At 67.7% G+C, this 24,939-nt stretch carries 18 protein-coding genes and 1 tRNA gene; 8 read left to right on the plus strand and 11 right to left on the minus strand.

Going from position 1 to position 24,939, the window contains the following annotated elements:
• Positions 1–18: 18 nt before the first annotated feature.
• Positions 19–1,866: a M3 family oligoendopeptidase gene (locus A3M1_RS0102485; protein ID WP_018387370.1), complete on the minus strand. Its 1,848-nt coding sequence runs from the start codon at positions 1,864–1,866 to the stop codon at positions 19–21.
• 133 nt (positions 1,867–1,999) lie between these two features.
• On the opposite strand from A3M1_RS0102485, the gene A3M1_RS0102490 reads away from it, so the two are divergent.
• The gene (locus A3M1_RS0102490) at positions 2,000–2,725 is read left to right on the plus strand and encodes a hypothetical protein (RefSeq protein WP_018387371.1); all 726 of its coding nucleotides are present in this window, start codon (positions 2,000–2,002) and stop codon (positions 2,723–2,725) included.
• Between the two features lie 80 nt (positions 2,726–2,805).
• Here the strand turns inward: A3M1_RS0102490 and A3M1_RS0102495 are convergent, their stop codons facing one another.
• The gene (locus A3M1_RS0102495; RefSeq protein WP_245261549.1) at positions 2,806–3,084 is read right to left on the minus strand and encodes a hypothetical protein; all 279 of its coding nucleotides are present in this window, start codon (positions 3,082–3,084) and stop codon (positions 2,806–2,808) included.
• 200 nt (positions 3,085–3,284) lie between these two features.
• Between A3M1_RS0102495 and A3M1_RS0102500 the strand changes: the two genes are divergently transcribed.
• A complete protein-coding gene (locus A3M1_RS0102500) occupies positions 3,285–3,536 on the plus strand; it encodes a hypothetical protein (RefSeq protein WP_018387373.1) in 252 nt (83 codons plus the stop codon).
• Between the two features lie 155 nt (positions 3,537–3,691).
• Here the strand turns inward: A3M1_RS0102500 and A3M1_RS0102505 are convergent, their stop codons facing one another.
• From A3M1_RS0102505 to cpdR, 3 genes are all read right to left on the minus strand, one after another.
• Positions 3,692–5,152, minus strand: coding sequence for a hypothetical protein (locus A3M1_RS0102505; RefSeq protein ID WP_018387374.1), 1,461 nt, complete (start codon positions 5,150–5,152; stop codon positions 3,692–3,694).
• A gap of 472 nt (positions 5,153–5,624) precedes the next feature.
• Positions 5,625–5,699 (minus strand) — tRNA-Val (locus A3M1_RS0102510).
• Between the two features lie 111 nt (positions 5,700–5,810).
• Entirely contained in the window at positions 5,811–6,170 is a 360-nt protein-coding gene (gene cpdR, locus A3M1_RS0102515) for a cell cycle two-component system response regulator CpdR (protein WP_018387375.1), read from the minus strand.
• A 265-nt stretch (positions 6,171–6,435) separates the two neighbouring features.
• Between cpdR and A3M1_RS0102520 the strand changes: the two genes are divergently transcribed.
• On the plus strand, positions 6,436–7,317 hold the full coding sequence (locus tag A3M1_RS0102520; RefSeq protein ID WP_018387376.1) for an N-formylglutamate amidohydrolase: 882 nt from the start codon (positions 6,436–6,438) through the stop codon (positions 7,315–7,317).
• Positions 7,318–9,271: 1,954 nt separating this feature from the next.
• Positions 9,272–10,057 (plus strand): histidinol-phosphatase, encoded by a 786-nt coding sequence (gene hisN, locus A3M1_RS0102525; RefSeq protein WP_018387377.1) that lies wholly within the window; start codon positions 9,272–9,274, stop codon positions 10,055–10,057.
• A gap of 19 nt (positions 10,058–10,076) precedes the next feature.
• On the opposite strand, the gene A3M1_RS0102530 is transcribed toward hisN, so the two are convergent.
• Both A3M1_RS0102530 and A3M1_RS0102535 read right to left on the minus strand, forming a co-directional pair.
• Positions 10,077–11,036 carry an alpha/beta fold hydrolase gene (locus tag A3M1_RS0102530; RefSeq protein ID WP_018387378.1) on the minus strand — a complete coding sequence of 320 codons (960 nt, stop codon included), beginning with the start codon at positions 11,034–11,036 and terminating at the stop codon, positions 10,077–10,079.
• Between the two features lie 117 nt (positions 11,037–11,153).
• Positions 11,154–11,537: a hypothetical protein gene (locus A3M1_RS0102535; protein WP_018387379.1), complete on the minus strand. Its 384-nt coding sequence runs from the start codon at positions 11,535–11,537 to the stop codon at positions 11,154–11,156.
• A 269-nt stretch (positions 11,538–11,806) separates the two neighbouring features.
• On the opposite strand from A3M1_RS0102535, the gene A3M1_RS0102540 reads away from it, so the two are divergent.
• Positions 11,807–12,277 carry an Hsp20 family protein gene (locus A3M1_RS0102540; RefSeq protein ID WP_018387380.1) on the plus strand — a complete coding sequence of 157 codons (471 nt, stop codon included), beginning with the start codon at positions 11,807–11,809 and terminating at the stop codon, positions 12,275–12,277.
• A gap of 232 nt (positions 12,278–12,509) precedes the next feature.
• Here A3M1_RS0102540 and A3M1_RS0102545 read toward each other — a convergent pair whose 3' ends face one another.
• Complete coding sequence (locus A3M1_RS0102545) at positions 12,510–13,535, minus strand: hypothetical protein (protein ID WP_018387381.1); 1,026 nt, start codon at positions 13,533–13,535, stop codon at positions 12,510–12,512.
• A gap of 412 nt (positions 13,536–13,947) precedes the next feature.
• Between A3M1_RS0102545 and gltB the strand changes: the two genes are divergently transcribed.
• On the plus strand, positions 13,948–18,684 hold the full coding sequence (gltB, locus tag A3M1_RS0102550) for a glutamate synthase large subunit (RefSeq protein WP_371258731.1): 4,737 nt from the start codon (positions 13,948–13,950) through the stop codon (positions 18,682–18,684).
• A gap of 249 nt (positions 18,685–18,933) precedes the next feature.
• Positions 18,934–20,358: a glutamate synthase subunit beta gene (locus tag A3M1_RS0102555; RefSeq protein WP_018387383.1), complete on the plus strand. Its 1,425-nt coding sequence runs from the start codon at positions 18,934–18,936 to the stop codon at positions 20,356–20,358.
• A 79-nt stretch (positions 20,359–20,437) separates the two neighbouring features.
• On the opposite strand, the gene A3M1_RS0102560 is transcribed toward A3M1_RS0102555, so the two are convergent.
• Together A3M1_RS0102560 and A3M1_RS0102565 are read right to left on the minus strand one after the other, a co-directional pair.
• Complete coding sequence (locus tag A3M1_RS0102560; protein ID WP_018387384.1) at positions 20,438–21,808, minus strand: DUF459 domain-containing protein; 1,371 nt, start codon at positions 21,806–21,808, stop codon at positions 20,438–20,440.
• Between the two features lie 103 nt (positions 21,809–21,911).
• A complete protein-coding gene (locus tag A3M1_RS0102565) occupies positions 21,912–23,294 on the minus strand; it encodes a lytic murein transglycosylase (RefSeq protein ID WP_018387385.1) in 1,383 nt (460 codons plus the stop codon).
• Between the two features lie 247 nt (positions 23,295–23,541).
• Here A3M1_RS0102565 and A3M1_RS0102570 point away from each other — a divergent pair, with 247 nt between their 5' ends.
• Positions 23,542–24,432, plus strand: coding sequence for a UTP--glucose-1-phosphate uridylyltransferase (locus A3M1_RS0102570; RefSeq protein WP_018387386.1), 891 nt, complete (start codon positions 23,542–23,544; stop codon positions 24,430–24,432).
• A 62-nt stretch (positions 24,433–24,494) separates the two neighbouring features.
• Here the strand turns inward: A3M1_RS0102570 and A3M1_RS0102575 are convergent, their stop codons facing one another.
• On the minus strand, positions 24,495–24,914 hold the full coding sequence (locus tag A3M1_RS0102575) for a DUF2267 domain-containing protein (RefSeq protein WP_018387387.1): 420 nt from the start codon (positions 24,912–24,914) through the stop codon (positions 24,495–24,497).
• Between the last annotated feature and the right edge of the window lie 25 nt (positions 24,915–24,939).

Genomic DNA, 24,939 nt, shown 5'->3' on the forward strand with positions numbered 1-24,939 from the left:
TCGCGCCGGTGGTAGGGTTCACGCCTCGTCTTCCATCGCCTCCAGCTCGGCGATCATGCGTTCGATGAGGCCGAGGCCGGTCTGCCAGAAGGCGGGGTCGCGGGCATCGAGGCCGAAGGGCTTCAGAAGCTCCGAGTGATGCTTGGTGCCGCCGGCCGCCAGCATGGCGAGATAGCGCTCGGCGAAGCCCTCATTTGCGTTCTCATAGACCGCGTAAAGCGAGTTCACCAGGCAATCGCCGAAGGCATAGGCATAGACATAGAAGGGCGAATGGATGAAGTGGCCGATATAGACCCAGTAATTCTCATAGCCCGGCCCGAGATGGATGGCCTCGCCGAGGCTCTCCGACTGAACCTCCATCCAGATGGCGCAGATCTTTTCCGCCGTCAGCTCGCCATTCTTGCGCTCGGTGTGGATGCGGCGCTCGAAGGTGTAGAAGGCGATCTGCCGCACCACGGTGTTGATCATGTCCTCGACCTTCGAGGCCAGCATCGCCTTGCGGGCGCGCGCATCCGGTGCCGCCGCCAGCAGGCGCTGGAAGGTCAGCATTTCGCCGAACACCGAGGCGGTTTCGGCCAGCGTCAGCGGGGTCGGCGCCATCAGCGCGCCGTTCGGCGCCGCCAGCACCTGGTGCACGCCATGGCCCAGCTCATGGGCGAGGGTCATCACGTCGCGCGGCTTGCCCATATAGTTGAGCAGCACATAGGGGTGGGCGGAGGGCACGGTGGGGTGGGCGAAGGCGCCCGTCGCCTTGCCCGGCCGCACGCCGGCATCGATCCAGCTCTTGTCGAAGAAATCGCGGGCGATGTCGGCCATGCGCGGCGAGAAGGTGGAATAGGCGCCGAGCACGGTGTCGCGCGCCTCTTCCCAGCCGATCGGGCGGGTTTCGACCTTCGGCAGCGGCGCGTTGCGGTCCCAATATTCCAGCTTCTCCTTGCCGAACCACTTGGCCTTCAGCTTGTAGTAGCGGTGGGCAAGGCGCGGATAGGCGGCGTGGACGGAGGAAACGAGCGCGTCCACCACCTCGCGTTCGACACGGTTGGCGAGGTGGCGGGAGTCGGCGATGTCGTCGAAGCCGCGCCAGCGGTCGGAGATTTCCTTGTCCTTGGCCAGCGTGTTGGTGACGAGGGTGAACAGGCGCAGATTCTCGCCGAACACCTTGGCCAGCGCTTCCGCGCCCATGCGGCGCTTCTCCTCCTCCGGCTCGGCGAAGAAGTTCAGCGTCTGCTCCAGCGGCAGGATCTCGCCGCCGACATCGAAGCGCAGACCGGCGATGGTCTCGTCGAACAGCCGGTTCCAGGCGCCGCGACCGGTGACGCCCTTCTCATGGAACAGCTGCTCGACGCGGTCGTCCAGCTGGTAGGGCTTTTCCGCCCGTACATCCTCGATCCACGGCCGGTAATGGGCGAAGGCCGGCACGGTGAGCGCGGCTTCCATCTTGGCGTCGTCGAGCCGGTTCAGCTCCAGCGTGAAGAACAGCAGATGGGTCGAGGCGTCGGTGAGCTTCTCCTGCACGTCGCCATAGAACTTGGCGCGCACGGGGTCGGTGGTGTCGCCGGAATAGACGAGGCCGGCGAAGGAATAGAGCCGGCCGAGCAGATCCTCGATCGACTCATAGCGGGCGACGACATCCGCCATCTGCCCGCCCGCATCCTCGCCGTCGAGAAGAGCGGCGAGCTTGCCCTTATAGTCTTCCTCGAACTGCGCGGAGCGGGCGGCCACCGCCTCCAGATCCGCCCGCAGCTCGGGCGAATCCATCGCCGGATAGAGGTCCGACAAATCCCATTGCGGGAGATGGCCGAAGCTGGCGGCGGCAGCCTCCGGCGAGCGGGGCGCGAAGGCGAAGGAATCGAGACGGCGCTGCATGTTCACTCCGGCGGGTAATACAAGGTGGCAGTGATATCGTGTGCGACGGCGCGCTATCAACTGCCGCCGACGCGATTGGCATGGGCGAGAAGCTCGGCATTCTCTGCCGGGCAACGCGCGAGAGGGGGAAAAGATGACGTGGCGGCTGCGGCTTTTTGCTTCGATCACCGTGCTGGCCGTGCTCGGCACCAGCCTAGCGCAGGCCGCGCCGCACCGGATCGTGATCGTGCGCCATGGCGAGAAGCACACGGCGCTCACCCTGTGCAGCCGCGGCAAGGAGCGGGCCCAGGCACTGGCGGCGCAATATCTCAGCCCCACCAGCCCGATGAGCCTGATCCGGAACGACCCGCCGGCCGCCATTCTCGCGATGACGCTGCACACGGTGGAAACGGCGCGCCCGATCGCCCGCGCCTGGAACATGAAACTCATCGTGCCGCCGATCGGCTACATCCCGATCCGCAACAACCGCTATTTCAACGCCAAGCTGAACGTGGTGAACCGCGACGTGACGCGCGATCTGCTCGACAATCCGCGCTGGCACGGCAAGACGGTGGTGATGGTGTGGGAGCATTTCCACATCGCCAGCGCAGCGCTGGAGGCCGAATTCCCCGGCGAACACGTGACGCTGCGCCAGCTGCTGCATCTCGACCAGATCAAGGGCGTGCAAGGCGGCGTGCCCACGACATGGCCGGACAGCAACTATAATGTCTTCTGGATCCTCACCTATGACCGGCCGCAGGACATTGTGCCGAGCCGGTTTGAGGTCGTGCGGCAATATTTCGCCGAGCCCTACGCAAATCTGCCGTCAAACGACTGGGGCGCGCCGGAGCCCCGGCCCGCCGACAGCGGCTGCAGCTAAAAAAAAGCGCCCGGGAAGGGCGCTTTAAGTCAGGTCATTAAGGGGATCGGCACGTCACGATCGTCAGTACGCTTCGATGGTCAGTCGAAGGCGCGCTTCATGCGCTGCCAGGGCGAATCGCGGCCCTCATAGAGCGGGCCGAAGAAAGCGCGCTCCTTCGATTGGCCCTGCGTCTGGCGCACCTGCTGCTTGCGGACGCGGTCATGATCGCGCACCTGCTTGCGGTCCACCGTATCGCCGAAGCGCGGCGTATCGCGCGGGCCGGCCGAGGTGGCGCTGGCCGGAGCGGCGGCGAAAACAAGGCCAGCCGCGACCAGCGCCGCAACGCCGACCGAACTTGTCACTCGTGTCTTCGTCATGTTGACCTCCCGAAAAAAACGATTTGCTGGCGGGATAACCCGCAGGGCGGCAAATAGTTCAGAAGGCATTTGTTCAGGTCATTAAAGGCGGGAGCGGCCGACGCGCTGATTGCCTCCAGTGCGCAGGCGTGGAACCTTTCGGGACGCGGGCCGTTTTCTCGCGATTTGCCCCTTTTTCTGCCGCCAGAGCGAGTAAAACCATGGTCCCGCCCCCTCCCCTGTCCGCCCCGGTCGCCTTTGCCCCGCCGCTGCGCCTCAAAGGCGCTGAGGGTCGCGCGCTTATCGGCACGCTGGACGAGGCGCTGGTGTTCGCCGAGACCCATCCGCGCCCGGAGGGCGACTATGAGGGCATGATCCGCCGGCTGCAGGGCGCCCATCTGGCCGAGGACCGGATTGAGGCGGCCAACGCCTTTCGCTGGTGGTGCGAGGCCAATGGGCTTCTGGAGGACTGAGAGCCCTTTCCGATCAGGTGGAATCACCCGATCGATAAGAAAGTGCTCTGACCCCCACTGAGCGCCGGGCGCGGGAAACGGCGCCCGCCGGAATGAAAGCGCCCCGCACCTTCCTGCGAAGGGCGGGGCGCTCTTTAGGCTGGGTGCGCGGCGGCTTACTGGCCGAGCAGGCGGATGACGGCGATGTTCTTGCTGCCATCCTTGGCGGTGGTGACGCCGCCGACGACGATCATCGTGTCGCCCTGCATCGCCACGCCGCTGGCGGTGTCGTCGCCCTCGCCGAGCGAGAGATTGACGATGCCGTTCGGGGTGCCGTCATTGGCGGTGCCGAAGGCCTCGTCCAGTTCGCCCTTGGGGGTGTAGCGCAGCACCGCGATGTTGGTGCTGTTGCCTTCCTGGTGGTAGCCGGCGACGACGATGTTGCCGTTCTTGTCCATCACCACGTCGGTCGCATAGTCGTTGCCGGCGCCGAGCGAGGTGGCGACAAAGCCGTTCGGCGTGCCATCGTCGGCGACGCCGAAGGCCTCGTCGAGCGAGCCGTCGGCGTTCAGCCGGGCGATGACGACATTGGCGCTGCCGTCCTTGGCGATGGAATCGCCGGCGACGACGATCTTGCCATCGGCGGTCAGCGCCAGCGCGGTCGCCTCGTCCGAGCCTTCGCCCAGCGAGAAGCTGGCGACGCCATCCGGCGTGCCGTCAGCGGATTTGCCGAAGCTCGGGTCCAGCGTGCCATTGGCGGTGAAGCGCAGCACGGCGATGTTGGAATTGCCCTTCGGCCCATGGGTGCCGGCGACGACGACCGTGCCGTCCTTGGCGACCGCGATGTCTTCGGCGACATCATTGCCATCGCCCAGCGAGACGGCGGTGAAACCGTCAGGCGTGCCGTCGCTGCCGTCGACGCCGAACGTGGCGTCGGCGGTGCCGTCGGCATTGAGGCGGCCGATGACGATGTTGGTGCTGCCATCCTTGGCGGTGGTGGTGCCGGCGATGACGATCTTGCCGTCGGCGGTCAGCGCCACGGCATCGGCGATGTCGTTGCCGTCGCCGAGCGAGATGTTGACCACGCCATCCGGCGTGCCGTCATTGCCCTTGCCGAAGCTGGCGTCGAGCGTGCCGTCGGTGTTGAGACGCAGCACGGCGATATTGGTGCTGGTGCCTTCCTCGTGATAGCCGGCCACGATGATCTTGCCGTCGGCCTGCACCGCGACGTCGGTGGCGAAATCATTGCCCTCGCCGAGCGAGATGTTGACCACGCCGTCCGGCGTGCCGTCATTGGCCTTGCCGAAGCCGGCATCGAGCGTGCCGTCCTTGGCATAGCGCAGCACGACAATGTCGTTGCTCTTGCCATTGTTGCGGTTGCCGACGATGACGACCTTGCCGTCCGCCGTGGTGGCAATGCCGTTCGCGATGTCGTCACCATCGCTGAGCGAGGTGCTGGCGACGCCATCCGGCGTGCCATCCGACGTGCCGGCGCCGAAGGTCTTGTCCAGCGAGCCGGGGCCGGTGGCATCGGCCGCAAACGCGCCATGGAGGCTCGCCGGGCCGCAGGCCAGGGCGACGGCGATGGCCAGAGCCGCGCATCCGCTGCGCGCGCTGGCCCAATTCAGGTAGCTCATGAGTGCTCCTCCGCCCCGATCTCCGGGGCCATGGTTTCATATTACCTTACGCGAGGCGGTTCTCATCCCGGCTCGGGGTCTTCCACCGGATGCGCGACCCTTGATGCAGCGATGTCTTGTGCGCTGACCCGGCGCGCTGCGGACCGGCGCCCTTCAAGGCGCCCGCACCGGGCAGCGACCGCCGACAGCCCCCTCCGTCAAGCGTAACGGTTCGGTGATACTACCCGTTCTGGAATGACTGCAAGGTGACGCGCGCCGGCGCGGCGGCGAAAGCTGTTCCAAAATGGAGGCAATTTTTGCGCGCAGGCCGGCTCGGCACCGCCAGCGACGTTGAAAGCCCGCGGGGCTGACGGCACGAGGGCGCGGAGAGGGACCGGCTGACGGAAGGAACCTCGCGCGAGGCGGCCTCAAGCCGCCGCGGGCCCGGGGCCACGGCGCGGATTATAAAGGGGAAGACAGCCCGGGAACGGAATGGTGGGCGCGACAGGGATTGAACCTGTGACCCCCTCGATGTCAACGAGGTGCTCTCCCGCTGAGCTACGCGCCCATTCCGTGGTCTCTTGCGAGCGGGGCTCCCCTATAACCAGAAGCCCGCGCCCGTGCAAGCGGGGAATGGCGGCTGTGGATGACGCCGCCTTTCCATGTTAGCCGGCCGCCGTCACGCCGCCAGCATCTTGCCGACCTCATTGACCAGATCGCGCAGATGGAAGGGCTTGGAAAGCACCTTCGCATCCTTCGGCGCCTGGCTGCCGGCATTGAGCGCCACCGCGGCGAATCCGGTGATGAACATCACCTTGATATCGGGGTCGAGATCGGTGGCGCGGCGGGCGAGTTCGATGCCGTCCATTTCCGGCATCACGATGTCGGTGAGCAGCAGCTCGAACGGCTCTTCGCGCAGCCGGTCATAGGCGGAGCGGCCATTGTCGAAGTCCACCACCTCGTAGCCCGCATTCTGCAGCGCCTTCACCAGAAAGCGGCGCATGTCATTGTCGTCTTCGGCGAGCAGGATCTTGAGCATCCCGGGCATCCTGATTGTCTTGAGGCGGCGAGGACGGCGCCGGACGGGCCGACGCGCGCATGCCCGCCGCATGTACGTTCTCCTTGGGTACTCCAGCGCCCCTTAGCACATCGTGAACATGAACCGGCTTCCCGCACGGGCACCCTCTCGCGGACGTGTTCGCAAAAACCGGCGCGCGCGGGCCGCCGCCGCATTCCGCCTTGCGGAGCGTCATGTTAGACACGATGAAGCCCCGCGCGCGGCGGGGCTGGAAGCGGATTGAGGAATGATGGCCGTCATCGCCGACGAGATCGACCCCGCCTTCGAGATCGTCCAGCCGGCCTCGCTACGCGCCCCGTTCCTGTTCAATTCGCCCCATAGCGGCGTGGTCTATCCCCGCGACTTCGTCAGCCAGTCCCGGCTCGAACTGCCGGTGCTGCGCCGCTCCGAGGACAGTTTCGTCGACGAGCTTTTCGCGCAGGTGACGCGCTTCGGCATGGGATTCATGCGCGCGCATTTTCCGCGCTGCTATCTCGACGTGAATCGCGAGCCCTATGAGCTCGACCCGCGCATGTTCGACGGGCGCCTCCCCGCCTATGCCAATACGCGCTCGATGCGGGTGGCCGGCGGGCTCGGCACCATCGCCCGCATCGTCGGCGAGGCGCAGGAGATCTATGGCCGCCGCATTCCGGTGGACGAGGCTATTGCGCGCATCGAATCGCTCTACAAGCCCTATCATCGCTCGCTGCGCCAGTTGATGGTGCAGATGCAGCGCAGCTTCGGCGTGGCGGTACTGGTGGACTGCCACTCGATGCCGTCCGGCTGCCAGCGCGACGCGCGAATCGACATCGTGCTGGGCGACCGTTACGGCACGAGCTGCGCCGGGATCATCCCCGATACGATCGAGGCCGAGCTGCGCCGGCGCGGCTATTGCGTGGTGCGCAACAAGCCCTATGCCGGCGGCTTCATCACCGAGCATTACGGCAACCCGGCCTCGGGGATGCACGCCGTGCAGATCGAAATCAACCGCGCCCTCTACATGCGCGAAGCGACATATCAACCCTCGGAAAATTTCGAAATCGTTCAGAACGACCTACTGGAAGTGGCGCTGGCGCTGGCCGAGGTGTCGCATCTGGAGCTCGCCCCGCTGCGCGCTGCCGCCGAATAGTCGACGCTTTTCAGCGACTTAAGGTGGGGTGCGCAAATTTTTGATGGGGTGATGTAAAAAACCTCAGCAAGAGCCTTGCATTTTAAACATGCGAGCTATACCAATTCTGCACGCTCGGTTCCGGAGCGAAATTCCACTACCGATGGATCGGTCAAAGCTGCCTGAAAGGCGGAGGGAATTTTCAGTCGAAAAAGGCTGGCGGGCTCTCTCAGAGCCCACGGAACCGCAACGGGACGACCGGCAAGATGGCAAAGCCACGGCAGGCGTCTTCGTCCGGCGCAAAAGAAAGAGGCCGCTTACGCAGCGCGCAAGCGGCCCAAGTCTAGGGAGGAAACGCCCAAGGAGGGCTGTACGCAGCGACGCCAATCGCTGGGTACGAGTGCAAGATGTAGGTGCATTGCGGAATAATCAAGGCACCCAGCGGCAGTTTCTGGCATACCAAATACGGCAACGGGCTCTGTGTGGCATTATTGCCGCATATGACGGTACGGACGTACTTTTTCAGGAGCGCGGGTCGCCCTGGCGGGCGTTGGCGGGCTGACCGGGGGGTCGCGGCGCGCCAGCGCCCGTTTCCGTTTTGGGGGCCCGTCGGCGGTTTAGGGATGCGTCCCACCCGTAATGGCCGGGCTTGATTGGCGACAACCCCATTTGCCCTGCCCCTCGATCGCCTCACTCCGCAAGTTCCACCCAGCACCCCTCATCCCCGGGCTTGACCCGGGGACCCAGACGGGCGAGCGCGGCGGAATCTCGGGCGGGATGGCGGGGCGACCCTGTCTCTGAGACGCGGATTCCTTCTGGTTGCCCGGGTCAAGCCCGGGCATGAGGCGGCAGGCGAGCTGAGGAAGCGTAGGCGGGACACGGTTTCCCCTCTCACCTCTGCCTTCGGGCAGCGCCCCGCCCCGACGAGGGTCGCGCCTCACCCCGCGCGGGCTTCGCTGGAACAACAACGGGCCCCGGCCCTGCCCTCCCCCGGCCTCGACCCGCGATAGCCCCATTGGCCTTGCCCGTCGATCGCCTGCCTCCGCAAGATCCACCCTCATCCCGGCCTGACCCGGGGACCCAGACGGCGCGCGCGAGGCGGAACGTCGGGCGGCTCGGTCGTTGGAAGTGCGCGGCTACGGGGTGCCGGGTCACGCCACGCATGAGGGCAGCGGAAGAACTGGGGAAGGCACGGGCGGGAACGGGCCTCTCCTCTCACCGCGCATGGGAAGCGGGAGGGCGCGCCGCGCGACGGCGCCGGGGCCGGGGCCCAAAAAGAAAGAGGCCGCTTACGCAGCGCGCAAGCGGCCCAAGTCTAGGGAGGAAACGCCCAAGAAGGGCGGCGGCAGCGTGACGCCAATCACGCCGCCGCAACGCAATATCAATAACCTCGCGACGCTGGGATGACAACCGCCAACCGAAAGAAACGAAACTGGCAATTGGTCGCAGGCGTTCAAATGATGACAATCGAACGTGCAGCGCGCTTGACGCCAAAATCGGCACGAGGCCCGCGCGCAGCGTGGGAGACGGACGCGCTCCGGCGTGGCGCACGGCCGCGCGGCCGGACGCCACAAAAGCGCCCGCGCGAATAATGCTGTGATTTCAGTGGTTTGTAGAAAAGAAAGGGGCCGCTCACGTTGCCGGAGCGGCCCAAGTCTAGGGAGGAAACGCCCAAGGAGGGCGGCGGTAAGGCGACGCCAATCGCTCTACCGCGCTGCAATAATATGGCAGGTTCACTTCTCGGGTGCAACGGCTGAATTGCCCATTTCTTGACCGTGCCGGAATGGCAGCCATGCGCTAAGCGCGGGGCATTTCTGAGGGACGCCCCTCACGCCGTGCAGGCCACGCCGGTGCCACGCGGGGTGCCGCGACGGCACCGCCTCGTGCGCGGGCGATTGCCGTGCCCGCCGCCTGTCGATAGGACTGAGGCGGCGGGCGACAGGCGCCGCATGTGCAAGCGACAGGGACAAGGCCGATGGGTGCGGTGGACTTCGAGATTTTCGTCGACGAGCTCGCCACCGTGTCCGGCCAGGCCATTCTCCCCTTCTTCCGCACCGCGCTGGGGGTCGAGGACAAGAGCCGCGGCGCGGTGTTCGATCCCGTCACCGCCGCCGACCGCGCCGCCGAGCAGGCGATGCGCACCCTGATCCGCCGCACCTTTCCCAGCCATGGCGTGCGCGGCGAGGAATTTCCCGACGAGGGCATGGATGCCGACTATGTCTGGGTGCTCGACCCGATCGACGGCACCAAATCGTTCATCAGCGGCATGCCGGCCTGGGGAACGCTGATCGGCCTGTGCCGGCACGGCCAGCCGGTCTACGGCATGATGCACCAGCCCTTCATCCGCGAGCGCTTCACCGGCGACGGCGCGCAGGCGCGCTATCGCGGCCCGGCGGGCGACCGGCGGCTCAATGTCCGCAATTGCGCCAGCCTCGGCGAGGCTGTCATGATGACCACCAGCCCGCTGCTGATGGAAGAAGCCAACCGCGGGCTTTATGAGCAGGTGGAAAAGCGCGTGCGCCTGCCGCGCTATGGCGGCGACTGCTACGCCTATTGCATGCTGGCGGCCGGCCATGTCGATCTCGTCATCGAGACCAATCTGAACGATTTCGACATATTGCCGCTCTCGCCGATCGTCACCGGCGCCGGCGGCATCGTCACCAATTGGGAAGGCGGCGAGGATCTCACCAGTGGGCGCGTCGTCGCGTCCGGCGACCGCCGGCTGCATGACGAGGTGCTGAGCGTGCTCAACCGGGGCTGAAGCGCGCCCCGCCGGGGCGTCAGGCCGCCGCGCTACCGGGGATGAAGGCGTCGAAGGCGGCCAGCAGCGGCTCGCGGAACAGGTCGCGCTCCTGCAGCAATTCGTGCCGGGCGCCCGGAATGATGATGTGCGCGCCGGCGATCAGCCGGGTGCCGAGATGCTCGATGCTCGGCGTCGAGACGATCTTGTCGGCGCCGGCGCCCACCATCAGCAGCGGCTGGCGGATCGCCCGCGCCGAGGCCGGCTCGGCCAGCGTCTCCATCAGGTCGAAGGCGGCCTTCACCCAGCCAATGGTCGGCGGGCCGACATCGAGCTGGGGGTGCTCCATCGAAATGGTGAGGTTGCGGGCGAAGCGGGCCGCGTCGGAGGTCAGGCGGTTGCCGTCGAAATGCACCTCGGCCATCGGCCGCACCTTGCGGGTCGGCACATAGGCCCGGGACAGGCCGACAAAGGACAGCGTGCGCGCCAGCCGCCGCGCCGCCACGTCATGCTTGAGCAGCGAAAGGTCGAGCATCGGCGCGACCAGGAACATGCGCTCGAACGAGGTGCCGCCCCGGCGCGCATGGTCGAGCAGGATCGCGGCGCCCATTGAATGGGCAAGGGCGAAACAGGGGCCCGGCATGTCAGGCAGCACCGCCTGGCTCAGCAGGGCGTCGAGGTCCAGCTGGTAGTCGGCGAAATCCTTGATATGGCCCTTCATCGGGTTGGCCAGCAGCCGCTGCGAGCCGCCCTGCCCGCGCCAGTCGAGCGCGACCACCGCGAAGCCGCGGTCCAGCAGATCGCGCACCGTCTCGAAATATTTCTCGATCTTCTCGGTGCGGCCGGGAAAGACGCAGACCGTGCCGTAAAGCCCGCCGCCCTCCGGCTTCCAGCGGGCGACGCGCAGCCGGATTCCGTCGGATGCGGTGACGACGCCGCAGACGGCGCCTTCCGGCACGGGGTTGTCCCGGGTGCTGTAGAGAACGGGATCGGAGTGCATGTGGCCGCGCGCTGGTTTCGCCCCTGCGGCTTATAGCGGAGCTTGCCCGCGCGGCAAGCGCGCAAAACGGCGCAAGGGCGCAAAGGCGCGGCTTCGGTAGCGCGCAAACGCGCCGCTTCAGTAGCGCTTGTCGCCGAAGCCGATCACCTTCATGCCGCTGATGGCGCCGGACGCGCCGTCCACCACCACCTGCACCCGCTCGCCGCGCGGGCCGTTGGCTTCCAGAAGGATGGTGGCGCCGCGCCGGCGGATAACCGAAATATTCGAGAAGCCGCGCCCGCGCAGCATCCGCACCGCCGCGTCGGCATCGACCGGCCCGCCCGCCCCCGCGCGCGGAGGCGGCGCGTCATAGGGGGCGTAAGGGCCGGGGCTCGGCGCATAGGGGCCGGGCGGCACGCGGTAATTCTGGGCAAGCGCCTGCATTCCCCCCGGCACGGCGGGGAGAAGCGTTCCGAGCAGCAGTCCCACTGCGACGATCAGCGCCGTCGATGCCCGCGCCATTGCCCACACCACTCCTCGAATTGGCGAGTATCGAACCTCAGACCCTTAAGAACCCGGCACTGAATGCGGCCCGAGCGGGCCGTTCATCTGCCGTTCATCCGCTGTTCATCCGGCGCCACGGCAGCCGCCCCGAGATTTGCGGCGCCGGCCCTTGCGCGCCGAAAAGCCCTTCCTATCTCGAACTTGTACCGGCCAGAAGGCGGTACGTGAACCGGGTCCGGCTCAGTCGAGAGGACCCTCCTGCATGTCGCTTAATGTGAGGATATGCCATGCGTACGTTTGACCTTACCCCCCTGCACCGTTCGACCGTCGGCTTTGATCGCCTGTTCTCCCTGCTCGATCAGGTCAACAGCGTCGACACCGGCGCCACCTACCCCCCCTATAATATCGAGCGCACGGGCGAGAATGCCTATCGCATCACCGTCGCCGTCGCCGGCTTCACCGAGGACGACCTGTCGATCGAGGTGAAGGAGAATGGCCTGTCCATTCGCGGCGACCGCAAGGTCGAGGCCGGCAAGAACGCCGACGTGCTCTATCAGGGCATCGCCGCCCGCGCCTTCGAGCGCCGCTTCCAGCTGGCCGACCATGTCGAAGTCCGCGGCGCCAGCCTCGCCAATGGGCTGCTACATGTGGAGCTGGTGCGCGAAATCCCCGAGGCGATGAAGCCCCGCACCATCCCGATCTCCGCCGGCGGCTCCGCCCCGCGCGTGATCGAGGCGCGGACCAGCGCGGCGGCGTGAGGCCTCTCCCGAGGCGTAGGGATGACCGCCCCCGCCTCGGGCATCGACTGAAGATGAGGGCGCGCCCGTGATGGCGTCCCCGGCCGGGCGAGGCCCCCTCCCCCTCCTCGCCCCGGCCGGCAACTGAACGCAAAAAGGGCGCCCCGGCGGACCACCGGGGCGCCCTTTCGATTGCGGGCCTTATGTCGCGCGTGCCGTTTAAGCCTGCGGGCCGGGCCTGTGCGGGTTTGGCCTATTCGTCGACCGGCGCCGGCTTGACCGGGGCGCCGCGCGCATAGACGGAAGCCGTGCCGGCCGGCGTGGTGCTGCCGGTGCCGACCCCGGTTCCCGTGCCGCTGCTCTCCATCGCGGGAGCCGGCGCGGGCGGCGTTTCGGCGGCGCTGGCCTCGGCGGCGGCTTTCGCCGGCTCGGCCGGGGGCGTCGCGCTTGAAGGCGTGGCGCTGGGTGACATCGCATTGGGCGGGACCGGGGTTCCCGGAATGATCCGCACCGCGCCCGTGGTCGCCGGCGCGGCTCGTGCCGATGATTCGGCCGGCGCGGGCGTGGCGGCCGAGGCCTCCGCTGGCACGGCCGGCGCCGCTTCCGGCGCGGCGGCGCCCAGCGCCTCGGCCGAGGGCTCCGGCGCGGGAATGGCGGCAAGTTCGGGCGGGCGCTCCGGCGGCAGCGGCGGAACCGCCGGCAGCGCCAGACGGGCGGATGGCGCGCGCGGCACAGACGGCGCCGCCACCGGCGCCTGGCCGATCGGGTGCATGGCGATCACCTCGCCGCTATAGACATCGATACGCACGCGCATGCGCGCCCCCGAGCGCGCGGTGGCATCGACGACATAGGTCGGACCATCGACACGCGGCCGGCCGATGCCGGTCATGCCCATGGAGCGCAGCAGCGGGGCGACATCGGCAAGCGGCAGGCGCCCCGGCGCGCCATAGGCCGGCGGCGGCGCGTACACCTGCGGCGGCTGATAGACCTGCGGCGGCTGATAGACCTGCGGCGGCGGCGGATAATAGCTGGGCGGGGGCGGGTAATAGGCCGGCGGCGGCTCGTAATAGCGCTCGACATAGACCCCGCCATAGGGGCGGAAATACACCTGCGCCTGCGCCGGCAGGCTGGCGAGGGCACTGAACCCGGCCAGAACCGGCACGGCGACCGAGGCGAGCCGGCGGCGCCTGCGCGCTTTCGGCGCAGCCGCGTTCAGCGCGCCAGCGTCAGGCGCAACAAGGTTCGGCGCGGAGGCTGGCGGCGGGCTCGGCATCGGCATGGGCATCTCCGAAGCGGGTTTGCAACGGCCCCAACGGACCCCCGAAATACGGCGTGGGCAAGACCTCGGCGGGCATCCGGCACGGCACGAGGTGATGGCCGACAGGCGCAATGGCGTTGCGCGCGAGGCCCGGGCGCCTTACCGTTCCTTGCGCTCGACGCGCGCGCTTCGCAAGAAGCGTGAAAAATCGCGTCGGTCTTGTCGCGCGCGGCGCTTGTGCCCGGACGCCAATTCTGGCATCTTCGCGGTTGATAGGGCAGCCATGCTGTCCTATAATTCGGATGCGCCTGCCCTTCAGGGGGCGTGGCACGAAGGATGCTAGCGTCGTTCGGTAAGCGAGCACGCCTTGCGGGAGAGCGCCCCGCGAGGGCCATACGTGTCGGCGTCGGGCGTCAGGGCGACCCTTGAGGGAGTGACGGGAATGACAGAGGAAATGGGCGGCCTGGCCGCGCGCGTGATCGCCGAGGGTTCGGTTCGTCCGGCCACGACGGACCGTGCCACCAAAACCATTTCCCATATCGACCCGGGCCTGCCCGTGGCGCAGGGTCTGTATGACCCGCGCAACGAGAAGGATTCCTGCGGCGTCGGCTTCATCGCCGACATCAAGGGCCGCAAGTCGCACCAGATCGTCCAGGACGGCCTGAAGATCCTGCTGAACCTTGAGCACCGTGGCGCGGTGGGTGCCGATCCGCGCGCCGGCGACGGCGCCGGCATGCTGGTGCAGCTGCCGCACCGCTTCTTCGTCAAGGAAGCGGCCAAGCTCGGCTTCACCCTGCCGGAGCCCGGCTATTACGCCGTCGGCCACGTCTTCATGCCGCACGACACCGAAGGCCACGAGATCATCCGCGCCACCATGGAGCGGGTGGTGGCGGAAGAAGGCCAGGTGATGCTCGGCTGGCGCGAGGTGCCGACCGACAATTCCTCGCTCGGCCACACCGTGCTGCCGACCGAGCCCAAGCACTTCCAGGTTTTCGTCGGTCGTGGCGAGGCGGTGGCCAGCGAGGACGATTTCGAGCGCCGGCTGTTCGTGCTGCGCAAGGTGATCTCCAACGCGATCTATTCCGCCAAGGACCCGCGCACGGCCGGCTATTACGTCGTGTCGCTGTCCTGCCGCACGCTCGTCTACAAGGGCATGTTCAACGCCGACCAGCTCGGCGCCTATTATGCCGACCTGCACGACCCGGAGTTCGAGAGCGCGGTGGCCCTCGTCCATCAGCGCTTCTCCACCAACACCTTCCCGGCCTGGTCGCTCGCCCATCCCTACCGGATGGTCGCCCATAATGGCGAAATCAACACGCTGCGCGGCAATGTGAACTGGATGGCGGCCCGCCAGGCCTCCGTCGACAGTGAGCTGTTCGGCAACGACATCTCCAAGCTCTGGCCGATCTCCTATGAGGGCCAGTCGGACACGGCGTGCTTCGACAACGCGCTCGAATTCCTCATCCAGGGCGGCTACGAGCTGCCGCATGCGGCGATGATGCTGGTGCCCGAAGCCTGGGCCGGCAACCCGCTGATGAACGAGGAACGCCGCGCCTTCTACGAATACCACGCCGCCATGATGGAGCCGTGGGACGGGCCGGCCGCCATCGTCGCCACCGACGGGCGCCAGATCGTCGCCATGCTCGACCGCAACGGCCTGCGGCCCGCGCGCTATATGGTGACGACCGACGACAAGATCGTGCTGGCCTCGGAAATGGGCGTGCTCACCTTCCCCGAAAGCGAGATCGTCACCAAGTGGCGGCTGCAGCCGGGCCGCATGCTGCTGGTCGACCTTGAAGAAGGCCGGCTGGTGCCTGACGAGGAGGTGAAGACCGCCCTCGCCCAGGCCCACCCCTACAAGGAATGGCTGAAGCGCACCCAGCTGGTGCTGGAGGAGCTGCGCTCGGTGGAAGCGCGCGAGGTGCGCACCGATGTGTCGCTGCTCGATCGCCAGCAGGCCTTCGGCTACACCCAGGAAGACCTGAAGATGCTCATGGCGCCGATGGCGACCACGGGCCAGGAGGCGGTCGGCTCCATGGGCACCGACACGCCCATCTCGCCGCTGTCGAAGAAGTCAAAGGCGCTGTTCAGCTATTTCAAGCAGAACTTCGCCCAGGTGACGAACCCGCCGATCGACCCGATCCGCGAAGAGCTGGTGATGAGCCTCGTCTCCTTCATCGGGCCGCGGCCGAACATCTTCGACCTCGAAGGCAATTCCCGTCGCAAGCGGCTGGAAGTGCGCCAGCCGATCCTGACCAATGAAGACCTGGAGAAGATCCGCTCCATCGGCTTCATGGAGGAGCGCTTCGACACCCGCACGCTCGACATGACCTACCCCTCCGACAAGGGCGCGGCGGGCATGGGCGATGCGGTCGAGCGGCTGTGCGAGCGCGCCGAGGCGGCGGTGCATGGCGGCTACAACATCATCATCCTGTCCGACCGTCTCGTCGGGCCGGACCGGATCCCGATTCCCTCGCTGCTGGCGACGGCGTCGGTGCATCATCACCTGATCCGCAAGGGCCTGCGCACCTCGGTCGGCCTCGTGGTCGAGACCGGCGAAGCGCGCGAGGTGCACCACTTCGCCTGCCTCGCCGGCTATGGCGCCGAGGCGATCAACCCCTATCTCGCCTTCGAGACGATGATCGACATGCGCGTCGACATCCCCGAGGAGGTGTCCGAGGATGAGATCGTCAAGCGCTTCATCAAGTCGATCGACAAGGGCCTGCTCAAGGTCATGTCGAAGATGGGCATCTCGACCTACCAGTCCTATTGCGGCGCGCAGATCTTCGACGCGGTCGGCCTCAACCAGGAGGTCGTCGACCGCTATTTCTTCGGCACCGCCTCCTCCATCGGCGGCATCGGCCTCAATGAGATCGCTGAGGAAACCGCGATGCGCCATCGCGACGCCTTTGGCGACGCGCCGGTTTACCGCACCTCGCTCGATGTCGGCGGCGACTATGCCTTCCGCCTGCGCGGCGAGGAGCATGCCTGGGACCCCGAGACGGTCGCGGTGCTGCAGCACGCGGTGCGCGGCAATGCGCAGGACAAGTACCGCCACTTCGCCCAGCTGGTGAACGAGGCCGGCGCCAAGACGCTGAACATCCGCTCGCTGTTCCGCATCCGCGAGGCGGAGGAACTTGGCCGCGCCCCGGTGCCGCTCGACGAGGTCGAGCCGGTGGCCGATATCGTCAAGCGCTTCGTCACCGGCGCGATGTCGTTCGGCTCGATCTCGCGCGAGGCGCATTCGACGCTGGCCATCGCCATGAACCGGATCGGCGGCAAGTCGAACACCGGCGAGGGCGGCGAGGAGGCGACGCGCTTCAAGCCGCTGCCGAACGGCGATTCGATGCGCTCGGCGATCAAGCAGGTGGCCTCCGGCCGCTTCGGCGTCACGGCGGACTACCTCGTCAACGCCGACATGATCCAGATCAAGATGGCGCAGGGTGCCAAGCCCGGCGAAGGCGGCCAGCTGCCCGGCCACAAGGTCGACGCGGTCATCGCCAAGGTGCGCCACTCCACCCCCGGCGTCGGCCTGATCTCGCCGCCGCCGCACCATGACATCTACTCGATCGAGGATCTGGCGCAGCTCATCTACGACCTGAAGAACGTCAACCCGGAAGCCGATATCTCGGTCAAGCTGGTGTCCGAAGTGGGCGTCGGCACGGTCGCGGCCGGCGTCGCCAAGGCGCGCGCCGACCACATCACCGTCTCCGGCTTCGAGGGCGGCACCGGCGCTTCCCCGCTCACCGCCATCAAGCATGCCGGCTCCCCCTGGGAGATCGGCCTTGCCGAGGCGCACCAGACGCTGGTGCTGAACAATCTACGCGGGCGCATCGCCCTGCAGGTCGATGGCGGCCTGCGCACCGGGCGCGACGTGGTGATCGGCGCCCTGCTCGGCGCCGACGACTTCGCCTTCTCCACCGCGCCGCTGATCGCGGCCGGCTGCATCATGATGCGCAAGTGCCACCTCAACACCTGCCCGGTTGGCGTCGCCACCCAGGACCCGGTGCTGCGCAAGCGCTTCAAGGGCACGCCCGAGCATGTCATCAACTACTTCTTCTTCGTCGCCGAGGAAGTGCGCGAGCTGATGGCCGTGATGGGCGTGCGCAACTTCAACGAGCTGATCGGCCACTCCGACTGGCTCGACCAGCGCGAGGCGATCGAGCACTGGAAGGCGAAGGGGCTCGACTTCAGCCGCATCTTCGCCAAGCCGGAGGTCGGCCCCGAGGTCGCGATCTACCACACCGAGCGGCAGAACCACCCGATCCAGAACGTGCTCGACCGCACCCTGATCGCGCAGGCGATGCCGGCGCTGGAGAGCGGCGAGAAGGTGGTGATCCACAGCCCGATCAAGAGCATCAACCGCTCCGTCGGCGCCATGCTCTCGGGCGAGGTGGCCAAGCGCTATGGCGACACCGGCCTGCCGGAGGACACGATCGACATCCACCTCACCGGCACCGCCGGGCAGGCCTTCGGCGCGTTCCTGGCTACCGGCGTCTCGATGACGCTGGTCGGCGAGGCCAATGACTATGTCGGCAAGGGCCTTTCCGGCGGCCGCATCGTGGTGCAGCCGGCCAAGGACAGCGCCATCGTGCCTGAGGATTCGATCATCGTCGGCAACACCGTGATGTACGGCGCTACCTCGGGCGAGTGCTACTTCCACGGCGTCGCCGGCGAGCGCTTCGCGGTGCGCAATTCCGGCGCCATCGCGGTGGTCGAGGGCACGGGCGACCATGGCTGCGAGTACATGACCGGCGGCATCGTCGTCGTCATCGGCCAGACTGGGCGCAACTTCGCGGCCGGCATGTCCGGCGGCGTCGCCTATGTGCTCGACGAGGACGGCACCTTCAAGAAGCGCTGCAACCTCTCCATGGTCGATCTTGAGCCGGTGGAAGAGGAAGAAGCCCTGCTGGAGCGGCTGCACCACCATGGTGGCGACCTGGAGTTCAAGGGCCGCATCGACATCATGGCGGATATGGGCCACCACGACGAGGAGCGTCTGCACCAGCTGATCGCCAAGCACCTGCACTACACGGGTTCGCAGCGGGCGCAGACCATCCTCGACAATTGGGCGAGCTATCGCGGCAAGTTCGTCAAGGTGATGCCCGTCGAGTACCAGCGGGCGCTGCGCGAAATGGAGAAAATGCGCGGCTTGCAGGCGGCCGAATAGGCCGCCGCTGCACCGATCGCGCGTCATCCCGGCCAAGCCCGAAGGGCGCCGAGCCGGGATCGCTCTCCGCAGGAGGACGATCCCGGATACCGCCTCGCGGCGGTTCCGGGATGACGGCGGACGGTGGAGAGACCAGCAGCTTGGCGCGGCGCTCTGCCGCGCCGCCATTTTCCAACTGGCATGTTTGATGTATCTGGCACCGGAGGTGGAATGCCTCCAAGGTGGCGGTGCTCCGCGAAAGAGGGCGCAATGGGCAAGGTTACGGGCTTTCTCGAAATCGATCGGCGCGAGGCGAAGTATCAGCCGGCGTCCGATCGCATTCGTCACTTCCGCGAATTCACCCTGCCCCTGCCGGACGCGGAGGTGGCCAACCAGGCCTCGCGCTGCATGGATTGCGGCGTGCCGTTCTGCCATGGGCCCAATGGCTGCCCGGTGCACAACCAGATCCCGGACTGGAACGACCTCGTCTATAACGGCAATTGGGAAGAGGCGGCGCGCAACCTGCACTCGACCAACAACTTCCCCGAATTCACCGGCCGCATCTGCCCCGCGCCCTGCGAGGAAGCCTGCACGCTGAACCTCGAAGACGTGCCGGTCGCGATCAAGACCGTCGAGCAGGCCATTGCCGACCGGGCGTGGAAGGCCGGCTGGGTCAAGCCCGAGCCCGCCGCGCACAAGACCGGCCGCAAGGTCGCCGTCGTCGGCTCCGGCCCGGCCGGCATGGCGGCGGCGCAGCAGCTCGCCCGCGCCGGGCACGAGGTGCATGTCTATGAGCGCGAGCCCAAGGCCGGCGGCCTGCTGCGCTACGGCATTCCCGACTTCAAGATGGAAAAGCACTATATCGACCGCCGCGTCACCCAGATGGAAGGCGAAGGCGTCACCTTCCATTACGGCGTCAATGTCGGCGTCACCACGCCGCTCGACGAATTGCTGGAAGGCCATGACGCGGTGCTGATGTGCGGCGGCTCGGAAGCCCCGCGCGACCCCGCTTTGCCCGGCCAGGAGCTGCTCGGCGTGCACTACGCCATGCCCTATCTGGTGCAGCAGAACCGCCGCGTCGGCCATGAGGACGTGTCGCGCGACGAGCCCATTCTCGCCGCCGGCAAGCATGTGGTGGTGATCGGCGGCGGCGACACCGCCTCCGACTGCGTCGGCACGGCGTTCCGCCAAGGGGCGCTGTCGGTGCACCAGCTCGACATCCGCCCGGTTCCCCCGCTGAAGGAGGACAAGCTGGCGGTGTGGCCCTACTGGCCGACCAAGTTCCGCACCTCCTCCTCGCAGGCCGAGGGCGCCGAGCGCGAATTCGCCGCCGCCACGCTCGGCATCGAGGGCAAGAAGGGCCACGTCACCTCGGTGAAGTGCGCCCGCGTCGACGCCAAGCGCCAGCCCATCCCCGGCACCGAGTTCCTCATCAAGGCCGATCTGGTCTTCATCGCGCTCGGCTTCATCCACCCGCTGCGCGAGGGGATGCTGGAGCAGGAGGGCCTCGCCCTCGACAAGCGCGGCAATGTCGGCGCGACCGATCTCGACTACGCCACCAGCGTGCCGAAGCTGTTCGCCGCCGGCGACATGCGGCGCGGCCAGTCGCTGGTGGTGTGGGCGATCCGCGAGGGCCGCCAGGCGGCGCAGTCGATCGACACCTTCCTGATGGGCAGCTCCGTCCTGCCGCGCTGAGCATCCGCAAAACGAACGTCGCAAAAGCCGGGCCTCGCGCCCGGCTTTTTCATGCCGGGCGAAGGCTCAGGGCCAAGCTTCAGGGCGCGGGCGTCGGCGTGGCGGTGAGCGGGGCCTGCGGCATGGGGGGCACCAGCGGTTCCTCCGGCTGGCCCGGCGGCCAGCGGAAATCGTCGGTGCGCCCGGCCACAACAGGCGGGGCCGTGCCCTCCACCAGCATGCGGGCCGGCGTGGGCGTGGCGTCCGCTTCCGCCACGGGCGAGGTGCGGGTCTCGTTGGCCGACAGCGCGCCCGGCGCGCCGGCAAGGGTGCGGGCGTTGCCGGCCGGCGGGCCGCCGGTCAGCATGATGATGGACGGGCGCGTCTCCGCCGGGTCCGCCGCCGTCGGAGGCAGGTCCTTGCCGGTGAGCAGATCGTCGAGTTTCTGGTCGACGAAGAAGGCCAGCTTGCGCGCCCCCGCGCGGGTGAAGCCGACCCCGTCGGCGGTGCGCAGGCGGCGGCGCTGGCCATCCACCGCCGGGCCGGACATCATGAACTTGCCGTTCTCGTCGACGAAGCCATCGGTGACATCGACGAAGAGGAAGCCGGCGCGCTCCACCATTTCCTTCAAAAGGGCGTTGTAGCGGGCGATCTGCTCGTTGCGCACCGCGTCTTCCACCGGCGGCAGGCCCACCACCACCACGTTGCGGCGCTGCAGCTTCAGCGCCAGCAGGAAATCCTCGACCCGGCGGGAATAGAGGTCGCGCCAGCGCTCGTCGAACAGCTCGGCCCGGACGCCGGCCGCGTCGGTGATCGGCTCCAGATCATGGCTGCCGGCCAGCACCACGATGACATTGGCCTGCTCGTTGCCGGTCGGCAATTGCCGCGCGGCGGCGATGAGGTCCACGCCGCTGCCCGGGGCGAAGCCGGCATCGGCCTCGGCGCGGGCGACGACGGCGGCGGTCTCGCGGTCGGCGGCGAAGGCGTCCGCCAGCCCCTGCGCCAGCGTGCCCGCCTGCTCGTCGCCGAACACCAGTACGACTTCCTTCACCTCGGCGGAGGCGGCGCGGGCCTCGCTGGACGAGGCATAGACCTTGCCGCGCGGCTCGGCCGGCGGCTGCGCCACCACGGGCGGCGGCGGCGCCAGTTCCGGCTCCATCGGGCGCATGCGCCGGGGCCGGTTGTCGCGGCCGCCGAACAGATCGATCAAGGGCTGGAACGGCGACCAGGAGCGGCTCGGCGCGGCGGCCTGCGGCGGGACGGCCCGCTGCTGTTGCTGCGGGCGCGCCTGCTGGCGCTGCTGCTGTGGCTGGGGGCGCTGCTGTTGGGAGGGGCGGGCCGAGGGCTGGCCGACATCCGCCGGCGGGCGGAACCAGTCGTTCTGCGCCTGCGCCAGCGAACAGCCGGCGACCAGCACGCCGGCCACCGCCAGCGCCTTCAGTCCCAGCCATTTGCCGCGCCGCCCGCGCATGAGCCGTCTCCCGCGTGCCTGTAGCGATGCCGACACCGGCACCCCTCGCACGGGTGAACCATTATCGCGGCTGTTTCAAGACCCCCGCACCGAAGCGCCGGTATCAGGACCCGCCGCGCAGGCTCTCCAGCACCTCGCCGCTGGCCATGCCATCGGGCGGCAGGCCCACCGCGACCTGATAGTCGCGCACCGCCGCCCGCGTCTGCGCGCCGATCGCGCCATCATGCGGGCCAACCTCATAGCCGCGCGAGGCGAGGCGCTTCTGCAGTTCCGACCGCTCATTGCGCGAAAGGGCGCGCTGGTCCGGCCAGGGCTGGACGAAGGGTCCGCCACCGCGCAGGCGATCGGCGAGATGGCCGATGGCGAGCGCATAGGCGTCGGCCGGGTTGTAGCTGAGAATGGCCTTGAAATTGTCGGTCATCAGGAAGGCCGGGCCCTTGGCGCCGGCGGGCAGCAGCAGATAGGCGGTCTCGCCGGCGGGCGGCATCGGCCGGCCATCGGGGCGATGGATGCCGAGCGCCGCCCATTCGCGCATCGGCTTGCGGATGTTCTTGTCGGCGAGCAGATAGTCGAAGCGACGCGGCAGCACCACCTCATAGCCCCAGGAACGGCCCTGCTGCCAGCCGCCGCGCTTCAGCTTGTTGGCGGTGGAGCCCATGGCGTCCGCCACCGAATCCACCACATTGCGGTGACCGTCGCCGTCGAAATCCACCGCGTCGCGCTGGAAGGCGGTGGGCATGAACTGGGTGAGGCCGAAGGCGCCGGCCCAGGAGCCGCGCAGATGGCTCTCGGGGATGTCGCCCCGGTCGACGATGCGCAGGGCGGCGACGAACTCGTCGCGGAAATAGGGCTTGCGGCGGCCGACGCAGGCGAGCGTGCCGGTGGCCTCGATCACCGGGTAGGAGCCGCGCGCGCTGCCGTAATTGGTTTCGATGCCCCAGATCGCCGCCACCACATAGCGGTCGACGCCATATTGGCGCTCGACCTCGGCGAACACGGCCGCGTTTTGCGCCATCGCCTCGCGGCCCTTGCGGATGCGGGTCTCGGAGACCAGCATCTCGACATAGTCGCCGGCGGTGCGGGTGAATTCGGGCTGGGTCTGCAGCTTCTCCATGATGCCCATATCGGGCTTCAGCCCCGCCGTGTAGCGGCGGAAGCCGGCGGCGGAGACGCCCGCCGCCCGCGCCTTCGGCTCCAGCGCGGCGATGCAGCGGCTAAAATTCGCCTCGTCGCGGGCCAAGGCGGCGGGGGTCATGTCGGGATGGGTGGACGGCGCGGCGGTGGAAGCGGTGGCAGCGGCCGTCGGACGGACCTGCGGGCGCGCCTGCGCCACCGTGCGCGGCGCAGTGGCCTGGGCCGCCGGCGGCGCGGAGAACGCGCCTGTGATGTCGTCGGAGCCTGCGCATCCGGAAAGGCCGAAGCAGACGATGGCGACGCCGGCAACAAAGCCGGCATGCCCCCGGGCGGAGGCCGTGCGGTGAACCATGAGGCAATCCTAACGCAGAAACCGGCGATGATTAGGCCAGCCTCATGGTTGCGGGGGTGTTAACGCCGCGTCACTTTCCTCAGCGGCACCGCCGCCTCACGCGGAAAGTGAACGTGGGGGAACCTATTCCGCCACCTCCGCGTTAACCCGCCGGTTTATTGACACAAGCGAAGCGTTAAGCTCGTTCGGTTACGAGTTTCGCTCTTTCGGCCTGAACCTGCGTCATCAAAAGCGGCATATTTCCCCGATGGTAAAACCTATTCGCAAAGCGATCCTCCCCGTCGCCGGCCTCGGCACGCGCTTCCTGCCCGCCACCAAGGCGGTGCCGAAGGAAATGCTGACCGTGGTGGATCGTCCCGTCGTGCAGCATGTGGTGGACGAGGCGCGCGCCGCCGGCATCGAGCACATCGTCTTCGTCACCGGCCGCAACAAGGGCGTGATCGAGGACCATTTCGACCGCCAGTACGAGCTGGAAGACACGCTGGCGGAGCGCGGCAAGCTGAAGATGCTGGAGCTGCTGCGCGAGGAGACCATGGGTCCCGGCGCCACCAGCTTTACCCGCCAGCAGCTTCCGCTCGGCCTCGGCCATGCGGTGTGGTGCGCCCGCGACATCATCGGCAACGAGCCCTTCGCGCTGCTGCTGCCGGACATGCTGCACAAGCCGACCAACGGCAAGGGCTGCCTCGGCCAGATGGCCGAAGCCTACAAGCGCACCGGCGGCGGCAACCATCTGGCGGTCTATGAGGTGCCGCCCGAGCAGACCGACCAATACGGCATTGTCGGCCTCGGCGACGAAATGGCCGATGGCGTGCACAAGATCGCCCGCATGGTCGAGAAGCCGAAGAAGCACGACGCCCCGTCCAACCTCGCCATTTCCGGCCGCTATATCCTCCAGCCGGAGATCTTCGACCTGCTCGCCACCCAGGAGCGCGGCGCCGGCAACGAGATCCAGCTGACCGATTCCATGCTCAAGCTGGCGCAGACGCAGGATTTCTACAGCGTCACCTTTGACGGCGCGATCTATGATTGCGGCTCGAAGCTCGGCTTCCTGATGGCCAATGTCGCCTACGCGCTGGACAATCCGGAAATCTCCGGCTCCTTCCGCCCCGAGCTCGACGCGCTGCTGGCCAGGGGCTGAGCGGGACGCGATCGCCAAAAAAAGGGCGCCGCACGGCGCCCTTTTGCTTGATCGGCGTGCGGTCAGGCCCGCCAATAGTCCGCCGCGCCGTCCGGCAGCGTCGCCAGCACCCGGTCAAAGGCCCCGGCGTCGACATGACGGCGCAGCGCCCGCGCCACCTCGACCAGACAATTGTCGGGCGCGAAATTGTGGTGCTGGCGCAGGCCCTGCACCTCCCGCGTCAGCGTCGCCCGATCGGCGAAGGGCAGCACCGGCTCCGAAATATCCCAGCGCGAGACGAAGATGGCGCGCAGGATCGGCGGCAGCGCATCGGCGAAGTTGAGCGCCTGCTGCACCGCCAGCCGGCGGCGGAAGGTGCGCAGCACGCCCTCGACCATGGTGTAGGTCTGGTTGCGGGTGGCAAGGCCCGACCCGTCGCGGGCATCGGCGAGGAAGCGCTCGAAATCGTCGGATGCGTGCTGCAGCTCCATCGGTATCGGCATTGCATTCCTCCGCCCCTGCAAGAAG

Origin of the sequence: Ancylobacter sp. FA202 (assembly GCF_000380205.1) — a bacterium.
Lineage (GTDB): Bacteria > Pseudomonadota > Alphaproteobacteria > Rhizobiales > Xanthobacteraceae > Ancylobacter.